General features: G+C 64.1%; 12 protein-coding genes. 7 read left to right on the top strand and 5 right to left on the bottom strand.

Translation table 11 applies throughout. From position 1 onward, the window contains the following. Window positions 1-3: 3 nt before the first annotated feature. Window positions 4-669: a tetratricopeptide repeat protein gene (locus J2X35_RS00335; RefSeq protein WP_056107149.1), complete on the bottom strand. Its 666-nt coding sequence runs from the start codon at window positions 667-669 to the stop codon at window positions 4-6. A 204-nt stretch (window positions 670-873) separates the two neighbouring features. Here J2X35_RS00335 and J2X35_RS00330 point away from each other — a divergent pair, with 204 nt between their 5' ends. Further along, the gene (locus tag J2X35_RS00330; RefSeq protein ID WP_310180205.1) at window positions 874-1875 is read left to right on the top strand and encodes a polysaccharide deacetylase; all 1002 of its coding nucleotides are present in this window, start codon (window positions 874-876) and stop codon (window positions 1873-1875) included. 25 nt (window positions 1876-1900) lie between these two features. On the opposite strand, the gene sbmA is transcribed toward J2X35_RS00330, so the two are convergent. Next, complete coding sequence (gene sbmA, locus J2X35_RS00325; protein ID WP_056107143.1) at window positions 1901-3178, bottom strand: peptide antibiotic transporter SbmA; 1278 nt, start codon at window positions 3176-3178, stop codon at window positions 1901-1903. A gap of 327 nt (window positions 3179-3505) precedes the next feature. Between sbmA and J2X35_RS00320 the strand changes: the two genes are divergently transcribed. Together J2X35_RS00320 and J2X35_RS00315 are read left to right on the top strand one after the other, a co-directional pair. Then, window positions 3506-4762 (top strand): aminopeptidase, encoded by a 1257-nt coding sequence (locus J2X35_RS00320; protein ID WP_310180201.1) that lies wholly within the window; start codon window positions 3506-3508, stop codon window positions 4760-4762. A 25-nt stretch (window positions 4763-4787) separates the two neighbouring features. Next, on the top strand, window positions 4788-5144 hold the full coding sequence (locus J2X35_RS00315) for a DUF488 domain-containing protein (RefSeq protein WP_310180198.1): 357 nt from the start codon (window positions 4788-4790) through the stop codon (window positions 5142-5144). A 43-nt stretch (window positions 5145-5187) separates the two neighbouring features. On the opposite strand, the gene J2X35_RS00310 is transcribed toward J2X35_RS00315, so the two are convergent. From J2X35_RS00310 to deoC, 3 genes are all read right to left on the bottom strand, one after another. Next, the gene (locus tag J2X35_RS00310) at window positions 5188-5538 is read right to left on the bottom strand and encodes an ArsC family reductase (protein ID WP_310180194.1); all 351 of its coding nucleotides are present in this window, start codon (window positions 5536-5538) and stop codon (window positions 5188-5190) included. A 58-nt stretch (window positions 5539-5596) separates the two neighbouring features. After that, complete coding sequence (locus tag J2X35_RS00305; RefSeq protein ID WP_310180191.1) at window positions 5597-7969, bottom strand: aldehyde dehydrogenase family protein; 2373 nt, start codon at window positions 7967-7969, stop codon at window positions 5597-5599. Between the two features lie 91 nt (window positions 7970-8060). Continuing rightward, the gene (gene deoC / locus J2X35_RS00300; protein WP_056107128.1) at window positions 8061-9053 is read right to left on the bottom strand and encodes a deoxyribose-phosphate aldolase; all 993 of its coding nucleotides are present in this window, start codon (window positions 9051-9053) and stop codon (window positions 8061-8063) included. Between the two features lie 250 nt (window positions 9054-9303). Here deoC and ggt point away from each other — a divergent pair, with 250 nt between their 5' ends. The 4 genes from ggt to denD are packed head-to-tail and all read left to right on the top strand — an operon-like array spanning window position 9304 to window position 13675. Further along, window positions 9304-11052, top strand: a complete 1749-nt coding sequence (ggt, locus tag J2X35_RS00295) for a gamma-glutamyltransferase (RefSeq protein ID WP_310180187.1) — start codon at window positions 9304-9306, stop codon at window positions 11050-11052. A 42-nt stretch (window positions 11053-11094) separates the two neighbouring features. Then, complete coding sequence (locus J2X35_RS00290) at window positions 11095-11919, top strand: amidohydrolase family protein (RefSeq protein ID WP_310180185.1); 825 nt, start codon at window positions 11095-11097, stop codon at window positions 11917-11919. Between the two features lie 10 nt (window positions 11920-11929). Further along, window positions 11930-12688 (top strand): SDR family oxidoreductase, encoded by a 759-nt coding sequence (locus tag J2X35_RS00285; protein WP_310180184.1) that lies wholly within the window; start codon window positions 11930-11932, stop codon window positions 12686-12688. 9 nt (window positions 12689-12697) lie between these two features. Next, window positions 12698-13675, top strand: a complete 978-nt coding sequence (denD, locus tag J2X35_RS00280; protein WP_310180182.1) for a D-erythronate dehydrogenase — start codon at window positions 12698-12700, stop codon at window positions 13673-13675. The last annotated feature ends 2 nt before the right edge of the window (window positions 13676-13677 follow it).

The following is a 13677-nucleotide window of genomic DNA, read 5'->3' as shown; positions in this document are numbered from 1 at the left end:
ACGTCACGACGCATTGCCCGAGCCTCGGATCAGCTCGGCCATGAGCTGCGCCCGTTCCCGGGAATTGCGTGGCGCGCCATCGTCGGCGGCGATCTGGTCGAACAGTTTCAGCGCGTCCTGCGCCTTGCCTTCCTTCCAGGCCGACAGACCGAGCGCCTCGCGGGCTGTGTGCCGCAGCCTGTTGTCATCGGCGGTGAGCGCCTCGACCCGGCTCGACACGTCGGCGAAGGTGCCGTGATCGACCAGCAGCAGACCGGCGCGCAGCCTGGCCATGTCGCGCAATGCCGACGGTATGTCCGTGTCGGTGGCGACCTCGTCGAAATCCTTGACGGCGCCGGCGAAGTCGCCCTTGTCAGCCTTGACTGTCGCGGCGCGCATACGCGCCAGAAGCGGGTAGGCGCCGTAGCCGTCCTTCTCGAGCTGGTCGAGGGCGGCAAGCGCCTCGTCCTGCTTGCCGTCATTGGCAAGGCTCAGCGCGTTCGAGAACGCGTCGCCGGAGGCATTGGCGCGGCTTTCGTCCCAATAGGTGTAGCCGACATAGGCGGCGGTGCCGAGAACGACCAGCACGGCGAGCACGATCGCCGCTGGACCGAAACGGTCCCACAACGCCTTCGCGCGGTCGCTGCGAATCTCTTCGTTGACTTCGCGGATGAAACTGTCGTCCGACATTCCTGAAACCGTTCTCGCCCAAGCCGGCCTTAATGATGAGCCCGCGTTTTAGCGGAATTTTGTCGGCATGGAAGGGGGCGGCCGGGAAAATCGGCGGCATCCACCGCCCACGCTTGCGTGACTTGCGGAAAGATCGACCGCACCGGCGCCACATTTGCCGGCTAGGCGCATCGCTCGCCCCGCAGTGTGTCTCTCCGGTTTTGCATGTCGCGTCCTCTGGCCTCCGTTCTCTTCGCTGCCGCTTTGCTCGCCACCGGCAGCGCATCGGCGGACCCGCCGAGATCCCGGCAGCTGGTCAGGCCGAAACAGGCCGTCATCATCTCCTTCGACAGCGCCCGCGACATTTCCCAATGGAAACGCAGCCGTGCGCTGGCAGCGCGGACGGGGGCGCATTTCACCTATTTCCTGTCCTGCGTGTTCCTGCTGACGAAGGAAACGCGCGGCGCCTATTCCGGGCCCCACAAGGCAGCGGGCAAGTCCAACATCGGCTTTGCCGCGTCGAAAGATGAAGTGACTGAGCGGCTGGAGCAGATACGCCTCGCGGCTTCGGAGGGCCACGAAATCGGCAGCCATGCCTGCGGCCATTTCGACGGCAAGGACTGGACGAAGGCGGACTGGCTGGCCGAATTCGCGTCCTTCAGGCACGTCCTGCAGAACGCCTATGCGATCAACGGCATCGAAGGTGAGCCGGCGGATTGGCGCGCCTTCGCCGACAAGGCGGTGACGGGTTTCCGCGCGCCATACCTTTCGACCAGCGCGGCACTTTACCAGGCCTTGCCCCGCGCCGGCTTTGCCTATGACGCCAGCGGCGTTTCCAGCAGTCCGGTCGCGCCACGCACGCTTGGCGGCGTGACGCGCTTCACTCTGCCGCAGATTCCGGAAGGCCCGAAAGGCCGGCAGGTCATCGCGATGGACTACAATCTCTATGTGCGGCATTCGGGCGGTTTCGAGCGGCCGAGCCAGGCGGCCGATTTCGAGGAGCGGACGTACCAGTCCTTCAAGGCCGCTTTCGACCGGCAATATGCGGGCGGGCGCATCCCGCTCGAACTCGGCTTCCATTTCACGCTGATGAATGGCGGCGCCTACTGGAACGCGCTTGAGCGCTTCGCCGGCGAGGTGTGCGTGAAAGCCGACGTCGAGTGCATCAGCTTCCACGACTATGTTGCGCGGATGAAGACCGCAGGCACGCCGAACGCGGGCGGCTAGAACCGCCCACGTCTATCCGGCGTTGTCAGCTCACCGGCTGGTCTTCCGGCGGAACGCCGGCGCGCTCGCGTTCGAGATAGTGCTGGTCGATTTCAGGCAGCGGCTTGCCTTCAAGCGTCGCCTCGAAGGCGCGCAGGCGCTTGTGCACCGATTGCAACTCGACGATGGTCGACCACGAATTGATCAGGAACTGGAAGGATGTGGTCACTCGGCTGAAAGCGTTCGATATCTGGTTGAGCGGCCCGAAAGTGATCTTGTGCGCCACCAATGACGGGCCAAGAATCAGAAACGAGAAGATATTGTCGGCTTGCAGGTAGGTGTATCGGACGACGTTGAAATAGATGTAGTGCCCATAGAGCCGGAAATAATTCCGGCGCACATTGTTGAACAACTCGAACGTTGTTGCCGGCTGCGCCCGCTCGGCATGGTCCTCGCCATAGACCAGTTCCTTACGATAGGCAGCCTCCACGCGCTGGTTCCGGAACTGCAGGCCTGGAAGCTTGATACCGGCGACCATGACCGCGATCGTCCCGAACAGGCACCAGGCGAGCGCTGCAACCACAAGCGGATGCGGGATTGCGCCGATGACCGGCAGCTCCGTAATATGCTTTTCCAGTTCGACCAGAACCGGAAGAAAAGCGATAAGCGTCATGACCGACGCCACGAAGCTCGTTCCGAGATCCTCCATGATCTGGGAGAACCGCATCGTGTCTTCCTGAATGCGCTGCGAGGCGCCCTCGATGTGGCGAAGTTGCTGCCAGTGCACCATGAAATAATCGTTCATGGCCGTCCGCCAGCGGAATATCCAGTGGCTGACAATGAAGGCATTGACCACCGAAACATTCATGCCGATCAAGGCCAGCCAGGCGAAACTGGACAAGCCTGTGTAGAATTCCCCAGGTGTCGAGTTGACGGTGCTTCCCATCAACCCCTGAACGTAGTCCATAAACGGTCCATACCAGTTGTTGACCGCGACGCTGATCTGCACGTTGAAATAGATCAGGAAAAAAATCACGCTGGTGACGATGATCGACCAGTTCTGCCACGGATGTGGTGAATACCAGCGCCAGAAGGCATCAAACAGCGCCACCCCGAACGCGAAATAGATGTAGAACCACAGGAACGGCTTCGACCACAGGACAGAGATGCCGATGATCGGCGGCGTGCCGGGCTGGACAGGTGGCAGACCAAGCGCCGAACCCAGTTCCGCGCCGCCGAAAAACCACGCCAGGATGAGGAACAGGCTCCACAGGGCCGCGCTGGTGAAAAACAGCTTCGGCTTGGGGAAGAACGAAACGAACATTCGGGCTGAAATCCTTGTTGCGCGGCGCCGTGGCGCCTCCGAGAACCCATTGCGGCGCATGAAGTCACAAATGCGGCGGAAATGAAATGCCCGCTACACGCTTCGGTGAGTTTAGACGCCTGAACGCATGTGGCGAGCACGCTTGCCGTCGGCTGTGGCGAAATGGATAGCGACCATTAACCGTCTGTCTTCCGGAGTGTGCACTGTCGCACCAACAGGGGTGGAAAGCACACCCGTTCGGGTCTATTCAAAGGCCGTGTTTTGACTATGTTGAAATCCTCGCTCAGGTTTAGAAAGTCTTCTGAGTTCTCTTCGGCAAGGTGCATCATGACGACCCACGAACGTGATTTTTCCGCATCCATCGATCCCGTAAAACTCGACAGACTTGCCGAAGTGGCCGTCAAGGTCGGGGTGCAGTTGCAGCCCGGGCAGGACGTGGTTTTGACTGCTAGCACCGACGCCCTGCCCTTGGCGCGCAAGATCGCCGAACATGCCTACAAGGCGGGCGCCGGACTGGTGACGCCGGTATTCCGCGATGAGCAGATCGTCCTGTCCCGCTTCCGCGACGCGACCTTCGACGGTTTCGACCGCGCGCCGGAATGGCTGCTCGGCGGCGTCGCTTCGGCATATGCGGACAATGCCGCGCGCATCGCCGTGCGCGGGGATGACCCTTCCCTGCTCTCTGGCCAGGATCCGGACAAGGTCGCGCGCGCCAACAAGGCCGACTCGCTGGCTTCCCGGCCGGCGCTGGAAAAGGTCACCGGCTTCGACATCAATTGGACGATTGTCGCCTATCCGGGGCTGGCATGGGCCAAACAGGTCTTTCCAGGCGAGAGCGACGACGTGGCGGTCGCCAGGCTCGCCGACGCGATCTTCAGCGCCAGCCGCATCGACGGCGACGATCCTGTCGGCAACTGGCGCGAGCACAATGCCGCGCTCGCAAAGCGCACCGCATGGCTGAATGAACTCAATTTCGACGCCCTGCATTTCACCGGGCCGGGCACCGACCTGACGGTCGGCCTTGCGGATGGCCATGAGTGGATGGGCGGCGCCTCCACCGCCAAGAACGGCATCACCTGCAATCCGAACATTCCCACCGAGGAAGTGTTCACCACGCCGCACGCGCGGCGGGTTTCTGGCCATGTTTCGAGCACCAAGCCGCTGTCCTACCAGGGCACGCTGATCGACGAAATATCGGTGCGGTTCGAGGAAGGCAGGATCGTCGAGGCGAAGGCATCGAAAGGCGAGGACGTTCTCAAGAAGGTTCTGGATACCGACGAGGGCGCGCGCAGGCTCGGCGAGGTGGCGCTGGTGCCGCATTCCTCACCCATCTCGAAAAGCGGCATTCTTTTCTACAACACGCTGTTCGACGAAAACGCCTCCTGCCACATCGCGCTCGGCCAGTGCTACTCGAAATGCTTCGTCAACGGCGCTTCGCTGAGCCCGGACGAGATCGCCGCGCGCGGCGGCAACAAGAGCTTCATCCATATCGACTGGATGATCGGCTCCGGCCGGATCGACATTGACGGCCTGCACAAGGACGGGCGCACCGTGCCGCTCATGCGGAAAGGCGAGTGGGTCTGAGGACACAGGTTCGAGGCAGGATGCCATGGCCTTCGACATCGCGACAAAGCGCATCTACGAGCCGGCCGCCAAGACCGACGGGCAGCGCGTGCTGGTGGACCGGGTCTGGCCGCGCGGCGTCAGCAAGGACGAGGCGGCGCTGACGCTGTGGCTGAAGGACATAGCGCCCAGCACAGAGTTGCGGAAATGGTTCGATCACAAGCCTGAGCGCTGGGACGAATTCCGCAAGCGCTATGGCAAGGAACTGGCCGGCAAGGGCAACGCCTTCGGCGAACTGACCGACCTGCTGGAGCATGGCCGCGTGACGCTGCTGTACGGCGCGCGTGACGAGAAGCACAACAATGCGGTGGCGCTGGCGGGGTATCTGAGGGAGCGCGGGTAACCCGTTTCCTTCGGTGCCTCCTTCGAGGCTCGCTCCAACAGGATCAGGCCGCGGTTTCCCGTGCATAGAGATCCGGCTTGAAGCCGACCAGCAGGCTGTCGCCGAGATCGAGCACCGGGCGCTTGATCATGGTCGGGTTGGCCAGCATCAGCGCCTTGGCCTTCTTCGCGGTCAGGTCCTTCTTGTCAGCATCGGGCAGGGCGCGGAAACTGGTGCTCGCCTTGTTGAGAAGCACCTCCCAGCCGAGCTTGTCCACCCAGGCATCCAGCCGCGCCGGTTCCAGGCCGGAGGCGCGGTAGTCATGGAAGGCATAGTCGACGCGATGTGCTTCCAGCCAGGCGCGCGCCTTCTTCATCGTGTCGCAGTTGGGGATGCCATAGATGGTGACGGGCAAGGCAGGTTCCTCGGTTCGACGCGGTGTCGCGTAGCCGATTCCAGCCGATCCGTCCAACTCACTCCCCGTAAGGCACCCAGATGTTCTTGACCTGCGTGGCGCGGGCGAGGAACTCCCTGCCCTCGCCTTGCGCAGACAGCCAATCGCGCTGCACCGTTTCGGTCCAGACCTGTTTGAGATTGCCGCCGGAGGCTTTTTCGACACCCGCCGCGGCGGCCTGATTGCCGAAGTACCAGACCGCGTCCACCTCGTCGTGACGGGCGATGTCGAGCGCCAGCGCATCGCGGTCGCCGGTGACGATGTTGACGACGCCGGCCGGCACGTCGGACGTATCCAGCACCTGATAGAAATCGGTGGCGGCAAGCGCCTGCGACGACGATGGCACCACGACGACGCGATTGCCCATGGCAATCGCCGGGGCGACGGTGGAGACGAAGCCGAGCAGGCCCCACGCATCCGGACAGACGATGCCCACCGTGCCGAGCGGCTCGTTCATGGCCAGGGCGACGCCGCGCAACGGCGGCTTGTGGACGGCGCCTTCGAACTTGTCGGCCCAGGCCCCGTAGGAAAACAGGCGCGACACGGACGCGGCCACCTCCTTCGCTGCCTCGGGCTTGCGCCTGCCGGTCATGGCGGCGATGCGGTCGGCGAACTCACCGGCGCGGGCTTCAAGATTCTCGGCGATGTAATAGAGTATCTGCGCACGGTTGTGCTCGGTCGCGGCCGCCCAGCCCGTCGCTTTGCGCGCGGCTTCCACCGCGTTGCGGATGTCCTTGCGGTTGCCCTCGCCGACCTCGCCGACCAGTGCGCCGGACGGCGACAGCACCGGGCGCGAATAGCCGCCATCCGGCCGCGCCTGCTTGCCGCCGATGTAGAGTTTCGCGGTGCGGTCGATGAAAGCGGTGGAAACGGCGTCGCCGCCGGTTTGCGGAGCCGGCTTTTCAGCGATCGGCTTGGCTTTGGCCAGCCATTTCGGCTTCGAATAGGCGGCAAGGCCTTCACGGCCGCCCTCGCGGCCGAAGCCGGATTCCTTGTAGCCGCCGAAGCCGACGCCGGCATCGAACATGTTGGTGCCGTTGACCCAGACGACGCCGCATTTCAACTTCGGCGCGATGTCGAGCGCCAGCGACAGCGTTTCCGACCATATCGAGGCGGCGAGGCCGTACTCGGTGTTGTTGGCGAGTTCCACCGCTTCGGCCGGCGTTCGGAAGGTGGTGGCGACCAGCACCGGCCCGAATATTTCCACACGCGAAACTGTGGAGGCCGGATGCACGCCGGTGAGCAGGGTCGGCGGATAGAAGCAGCCTTTCGATGGCATGGCGGCCTTCGGCTGGTGCAATTCTGCGCCTTCCTTGACGCCGATTTCGACCAGTTCGCGAATGCGCTTCAACTGCACCGGATGGACGATGGCGCCGATGTCGATGGCCTTGTCCAGCGGGTCGCCGACGCGAAGCGTTTCCATGCGGGCGATGAGCTTGGCGACGAAGCGTTGCTCGACGCTTTCCTGCACCAGCAGGCGCGAACCGGCGCAGCAGACCTGACCCTGGTTGAACCAGATGGCGTCGACGACGCCCTCGACGGCGGCATCCATATCCGCATCTTCAAAGACGATGAAGGGTGACTTGCCCCCAAGTTCCAGCGTCAGGCTCTTGCCCGAACCGGCCGTCGCCTCGCGGATATGGCGGCCAACCTCGGTCGAGCCGGTGAAGGCGACCTTGGCGATGCCCGGATGATTGACGATGGCCTCGCCCGTCGCGCCATCGCCGGTGACGATGTTGACGACGCCCTCCGGCAGGCCGGCCTTCTGGCACATTTCGGCGAACAGAAGCGCCGTCAGCGACGTGTATTCGGCCGGCTTCAGCACCACCGTATTGCCGAGCGCAATGGCCGGGGCGATCTTCCATGACAGCATCAGCAGCGGGAAATTCCACGGGATGATCTGGCCGCAGACGCCGAGCGGCTCGCGCTCGGCCAGTTCGCTGTCCATCAACTGCGCCCAGCCGGCGTGATGGTAGAAATGCCGGGCGACGAGCGGGATGTCGATGTCGCGCGTCTCGCGGATCGGCTTGCCGTTATCGAGCGACTCCACCACGGCAAACAGGCGGCTGTGGCGCTGGATAAGGCGGGCAAGCGCGTAGAGATAGCGGGCGCGCTGATGGCCGGAGAGCGCCGCCCAGCCGGGCTGCGCCTTGCTTGCTGCTTTCACCGCCGCATCGACATCGGCGGTACCCGCCTGCGCAAGCCGGGTCAGAACCTTGCCGCTGGCGGGCGATGTCGTTTCGAAGCTTTCTCCGGACTTCGCCTTCTTCCACTGGCCGCCGATGAACAGCTTCGTCTCGTCACCCAGGCCCGCGATCCAGGCGAGCGCTTCCTTGTCGCTTTCCGGCGCCGGGCCGTATTCCATCGTGTCCAGGATTTCCGCGATCGACATTTTTTCTCCCCGGCTAATTTGTTCGGGCATGGCCTTGTCCGAAAACCGGATTCCACTTTACTGGCGCGGACCTTCGGTGCGGGGTCATGCTCTAGGCCATCGCATGGTGGCTGAAGGCCGCGTAGCGGCCGGTGACGTAGTGTTCGAGCTGGCGTTCGATGTCGGCCAGCAGCGACGACGCGCCGAAGCGGAACAGGTTCGGCTGCAGCCAGTCGTTGCCGAGTTCCTCTTTCATCAGCGCCAGATAGGCGAGTGCGTCCTTGGCGGTGGAGATGCCGCCGGCCGGCTTGTAGCCGACGACATGGCCGGTCATTTCGCGATAATCGCGGATGGCGCGGATCATCACCAAAGTCACCGGCAGCGTCGCGTTGGTGCCCTCCTTGCCGGTCGAGGTCTTGATGAAATCCGAGCCAGCCATCATCGCCACCCATGAGGCGCGGGCGACATTGCGCAGCGTCTGCAGATCGCCGGTGGCGAGAATGGTCTTCATATGCGCCGGCCCGCAGGCTTCCTTGCAGGCCCTGACCTCGTCGTAGAGCGCCTGCCAGTTGCCGGTCAGCACATGCTCGCGGGTGATGACGATGTCGATCTCCTCGGCTCCATCGGCCACGGATGCCTCGATCTCCTTCAACCGGGTCTCCAGCGGCGACAGGCCCGCCGGAAAGCCGGTGGAGACCGCGGCAACAGGGATGCCGGAACCCTGCAGCGCCTCGACCGCAGTGGCGACGAATCGATGGTAGACGCAGATCGCGCCGGTGGTGATGGTTCGATCTCCGAGGCCGAGGGCTTCTTGAAGATCGGACCTCAAAGGCTGGCGGGCCTTGGCGCAGAGCCGGCGCACGCGCCCGGCGGTATCGTCGCCGTTCAGGGTCGTCAGGTCGATGCATTGCAGCGCCCGCACCAGCCAGGCCGCCTGCCACTGCTTCTTGACCGTGCGCCGGCCGGCAAGCGCCGATGTGCGCCGCTCGGCGGCGGAGAGATTGACACGAACGGCCTCCACCGGATCGAGCGAAAACGGCACCGGCGGATTGTAGGGTTGCGGCTGGTTGGCGAAGGCAGCGGCGGCCTTGTGCTTCATGTCCATCGCTCGGCCTCCTTACGCAAACTGCCCGCGCCCGGCTGCATGCGGGCATCATGCACCGCACTATAACGTTCTTGGTCGGCTGACCCTATAGCATTGTGAGCATCGTGGCCGCATCGCGCAGCGTTTCAGAGAGGCTGGACCAGCAAAGCCGTGTTGCATTTGGTCCCGCGGGCTCTACGATCCTCAATCGGCAGGAGGCAGTTTGCCGATCCGGAGCTTCGGCAGCCGGGTATTTCAGCGGGAGAGCAACATGGAACATCGTTGGAAGCTGCGCGCCGCGGCCGTGCTGGCGCTGACCTTGGGCGTAGCCGTCGTACAGGCTCCCTCCTTCGCCGCGTCGCCAGCACCGGTCAAGGCCGAGCATGGCATGGTGGTGACCGCCCATCATCTCGCCAGCGAGATCGGCGTCGAAGCCCTGAAGAAAGGCGGAAACGCCGTGGATGCAGCCGTCGCGGTCGGCTACGCCCTTGCGGTCGCCTATCCGCAGGCCGGCAATATCGGCGGCGGCGGGTTCATGACCGTGCGGTTCGCGGACGGCAAATCCACCTTTATCGATTTCCGCGAACGCGCGCCGCTGGCCGCCACCAAGACCATGTATCTCAACAAGGACGGGAAGATCGTCAAAGGCGCAAGCCTCGACGGCTATCTGGCCATCGGCATACCCGGTTCGGTCGCCGGTTTCGAGTATGCGCGCGAGAAGTATGGCAAACTTTCGCGCAATGATCTGATCGAGCCGGCGCTGCGGCTCGCCCGCGACGGCTTCGAACTGACCGATTACGATGCGTCGTCGCTGAATGCCGCTGCCAAACGTCTCGGCAGGGACCCGGCCGCCAAGGCCATTTTCACCAAATCCGATGGCAAGCCTTTCGCGGCCGGCGACCGGCTGGTGCAAGAAGACCTCGCGGCCTCGCTGACGGCAATCGAAGAGAAGGGGGCCGACGGCTTCTACAAGGGCGCGGCGGCGGACGCCATCGTCAGGGCAAGCCAAGCCAAGGGTGGCGTGCTGGCGAAGGCGGATTTCGAAGGCTATACCGTGCGTGAAATGAAGCCGGTGGAATGCTCCTACCGAGGCTACCAGATCGTGTCTTCGCCGCCGCCAAGTTCCGGCGGCATCATCATCTGCGAAATACTCAACATATTGGAGGCTTATCCGCTCTCCTATCTCGGGCCGGCATCCGCAGAGACCGCACACCTGATGATCGAAGCGATGCGGCATGCCTATGTCGATCGCAATTCCGCATTGGGCGATCCCGATTTCGTCGAAAATCCAGTGTCGAAGCTGCTCGACAAGGACTATGCCGCCGGGATTCGCGCCAAGATCGATCCTTACCGTGCTGGCGTATCGAAGGAATTGATGCCGAAGGGCCTCGGCGAAAGCACCGAAACCACGCACTACTCCATCATCGACGATGAAGGCACCGCCGTCGCGGTGACCTACACACTGAACGGTTCCTATGGGGCCGGTGTCGTCGCAGAAGGCACCGGTATCCTGCTCAACAACGAAATGGACGATTTCACCTCGAAGACGGGCGAGCCCAATCTCTACGGGCTGGTGCAAGGCGAAGCCAATGCGATCGAGCCGAAGAAGACGCCGCTCTCCTCGATGAGCCCGACAATCGTCGCCAAGGACGGCAAGCCGTTCATGGTCATCGGCAGCCCCGGCGGGCCGCGCATCATCACCATAACGCTGGAAGCGATCCTGAACATCATCGACCACGGCATGGACATTCAGGAGGCGGTCGACGCGCCGCGCATCCACCATCAATGGCTTCCCGATACCGTCTATGCCGAACCCTATGCGCTCTCGCCCGATACGGCGCGGCTGCTGACCGGGATGGGGTATAAAATCGAAGTCAGCACCAAATCGCCGACATGGGGCCAGGCGGCCGGCATATTGGTGGGCGGCGAAAGCCTCGCGGAGGCGGAGGCCGGCGGAGGCGCACGCTACAATGGTGCAATCGACAGCCGGGCGGCCTCGGGGCTGGCGGCAGGCTACTGAGGGCGCCGGGACGACCCGCCAGCAGGGAAAACAGAGGGAACCATGATCATTGATGCCCACCACCATCTCTGGCGCCCCGGGCGGGGCGATTATGGCTGGATGACCGGCGCGCCGGACATCCTGCGGCGCGACTATATGCCGGCCGACATGGAGCCGCTGCTCAAGCGGTTCGGTGTGGCGAAAACCATTGTCGTGCAGGCCGCGCCGACCCGCGCGGAGACCGACTTCCTGCTGCAACTGGCCGCCGAAACGGACTTCATCGCCGGCGTGGTCGGTTGGCTCGACATGGAGAGCGAGGATTTCGCCGCGCAGTTGGCAAGCTACAGCCGCAAGCCGAAATTCGTCGGCCTTCGCCCGATGCTGCAGGATCTCGACGATGACGCATGGATATTGAGGCCTGCCGTGCTGCGCAGCCTGGAACAGATCGCCGAAAGCGGCATCGCATTCGACTTCCTCACCTTCCCACGCCATCTGGACCATGTCGCCACCGCGCTCGAAAAAGTGCCCGGCCTGCGCGCGGTGATCGACCACATCTCCAAGCCGCCGATCGCGGCGGGGCAGTTGGACCCATGGCGCGACGGCATCGCCCGCGTCGCCGCGTTCGAAGGCGTGCATTGCAAGATTTCCGGCATGATCACCGAGGCCGACCCGGCACACTGGCGCGTTTCGGATATCGAACCTTTCGTGCAGCACGTCGCGAATTGCTTCGGCCCGGACCGGCTGATGTTCGGCAGCGACTGGCCGGTGTGCCGGCTGGCCGGCGAGTATGGCGACGTGCTTGCCGCCGCGATGCTTGCGCTGCCGCAGCATATGCGCGGCGACCCACGGATTTTCGCCACCAACGCACAACGCTTCTACCGGATTTGACGAGGCCGAAATGACCAGACCAGCACAGACCGCAATCGTGACGGGAGCCGGAACCGGCGTCGGCAAGGCGGTTGCCGCCGCGCTCGCCAAAGCGGGATGGAACACGGTGTTCTGCGGCCGGCGCCAGGACGTGCTGGACGCCGCCGTCGCCGAAAGCAGGGGGGCCGCCGGGCGCGCCGTCGCCATCGCCTGCGACGTCACCGATCCCGCCGCCGTCGATGCCCTGTTCGAACGCACGGTGCGTGAATTCGGCCGCGTGGATCTGTTGTTCAACAATGCCGGCCGCAGCCTGAAATCAACCCCCATCGACGAGATCTCGGTCGAGGCGTGGAACGACATCGTCGCGGTCAATCTCACCGGCTCGTTCCTGTGCGCCCGCGCGGCGTTCCGAAGTATGCGCGCGCAAAAGCCGATGGGCGGGCGCATCATCAACAACGGCTCGGTTTCGGCGCAGGCGCCCCGGCCGGGCTCAGCGGCCTATACCGCGACCAAGCACGCCATCACCGGACTGACGAAAACCCTGTCGCTCGACGGACGCCCCTTCGACATCGCCTGTGGACAGGTCGATATCGGCAATGCGCTGACCGAAATGGCGATGCCGATGACCAAGGGGGTTCCGCAGGCCAACGGCACGATCGCCGCCGAGCCGGTCATGGACGTCAAGCACGTCGCCGAGACGGTGCTCTACATGGCTGGCCTGCCGCTCGCGGCCAATGTGCCGTTCGTCACGATCATGGCCACCAAGATGCCGCTGGTCGGACGCGGCTGAGGAGGGACCATGCGCATTCTCATCACCGGCGCAGCCGGCATGATCGGCCGCAAGCTGACGCAAAGGCTGCTGCGGGACGGCAAATTGGCGGGCAAGCCGATCTCGGCGCTCATCCTGCAGGACATCGTGCCGCCAGCGGTGCCGCATTCCGGCACTTTTGAGGTGACAGCCTCCACAGGCGATCTGGCGAAGGTGGAAACCACCGATGCGCTGGTCGCAACCCGGCCCGACGTCGTCTTCCATCTTGCCGGCGTGGTCTCGGGCGAGGCGGAAGCCAATTTCGACCTCGGCTACAGGGTCAATCTCGACGGCACCCGCGCCCTGTTCGAAGCGATCCGCAGGGCCGGCATCCAGCCGCGCGTCGTGTTCACCTCGTCCATCGCCGTGTTCGGCGCGCCTTTCCCCGACATCATTCCCGACGATTTCCACCTGACGCCACTCACCTCCTACGGGGTGCAGAAGATGATGAGCGAGGCGCTGCTGGCCGATTACACGCGCAAGGGCTTCTTTGATGGCATCGGCATCCGCCTGCCGACGATCTGCGTGCGGCCCGGCAAGCCGAACAAGGCGGCGTCCGGTTTCTTCTCCGGCATCATCCGCGAACCGCTGGCGGGCATGGAGGCAGCGCTGCCGGTGCCGCGCTCGGTGGTGCACACCCATGCCAGCCCGCGTTCGGCCATCGGGTTCCTGATTCACGCCGCCGGGCTCGACGGCGCCACGGTCGGCCCGCGCCGCAACCTGACCATGCCGGGCGTCGGCGTCAGCGTCGGCGAACAGATCGAGGCGCTGCGGCGCATTGCAGGGGAGGATGCTGTCAAGCTGATCCGAGAGGAACCGGACGACACGATCTGGGCGATCGTGCGCAACTGGCCGACCCGCTTTGCCGCCACGCGCGCCCGCGAACTCGGCTTCGAGGCCGAGAGCAGCTTCGACGAGATCATCCGGGCTCACATGGAGGATGAACTCGAAGGCTCCCGGCAAAGCTGAAC

This window comes from Mesorhizobium sp. BE184, assembly GCF_031457045.1.
Lineage (GTDB): Bacteria > Pseudomonadota > Alphaproteobacteria > Rhizobiales > Rhizobiaceae > Mesorhizobium.
The sequence above is the reverse complement of the archived record's forward strand: the minus strand, read 5'-3'. Positions and strand labels throughout refer to the sequence as shown.

What these genes read in the sequence shown, in the direction of transcription:
- J2X35_RS00335 (WP_056107149.1), bottom strand. Translation starts at nt 669, where the DNA reads ATGTCGGACGACAGTTTCATCCGCGAAGTCAACGAAGAGATTCGCAGC.
- J2X35_RS00330 (WP_310180205.1), top strand. Translation starts at nt 874, where the DNA reads ATGTCGCGTCCTCTGGCCTCCGTTCTCTTCGCTGCCGCTTTGCTCGCC.
- sbmA (WP_056107143.1), bottom strand. Translation starts at nt 3,178, where the DNA reads ATGTTCGTTTCGTTCTTCCCCAAGCCGAAGCTGTTTTTCACCAGCGCG.
- J2X35_RS00320 (WP_310180201.1), top strand. Translation starts at nt 3,506, where the DNA reads ATGACGACCCACGAACGTGATTTTTCCGCATCCATCGATCCCGTAAAA.
- J2X35_RS00315 (WP_310180198.1), top strand. Translation starts at nt 4,788, where the DNA reads ATGGCCTTCGACATCGCGACAAAGCGCATCTACGAGCCGGCCGCCAAG.
- J2X35_RS00305 (WP_310180191.1), bottom strand. Translation starts at nt 7,969, where the DNA reads ATGTCGATCGCGGAAATCCTGGACACGATGGAATACGGCCCGGCGCCG.
- deoC (WP_056107128.1), bottom strand. Translation starts at nt 9,053, where the DNA reads ATGGACATGAAGCACAAGGCCGCCGCTGCCTTCGCCAACCAGCCGCAA.
- ggt (WP_310180187.1), top strand. Translation starts at nt 9,304, where the DNA reads ATGGAACATCGTTGGAAGCTGCGCGCCGCGGCCGTGCTGGCGCTGACC.
- J2X35_RS00290 (WP_310180185.1), top strand. Translation starts at nt 11,095, where the DNA reads ATGATCATTGATGCCCACCACCATCTCTGGCGCCCCGGGCGGGGCGAT.
- J2X35_RS00285 (WP_310180184.1), top strand. Translation starts at nt 11,930, where the DNA reads ATGACCAGACCAGCACAGACCGCAATCGTGACGGGAGCCGGAACCGGC.
- denD (WP_310180182.1), top strand. Translation starts at nt 12,698, where the DNA reads ATGCGCATTCTCATCACCGGCGCAGCCGGCATGATCGGCCGCAAGCTG.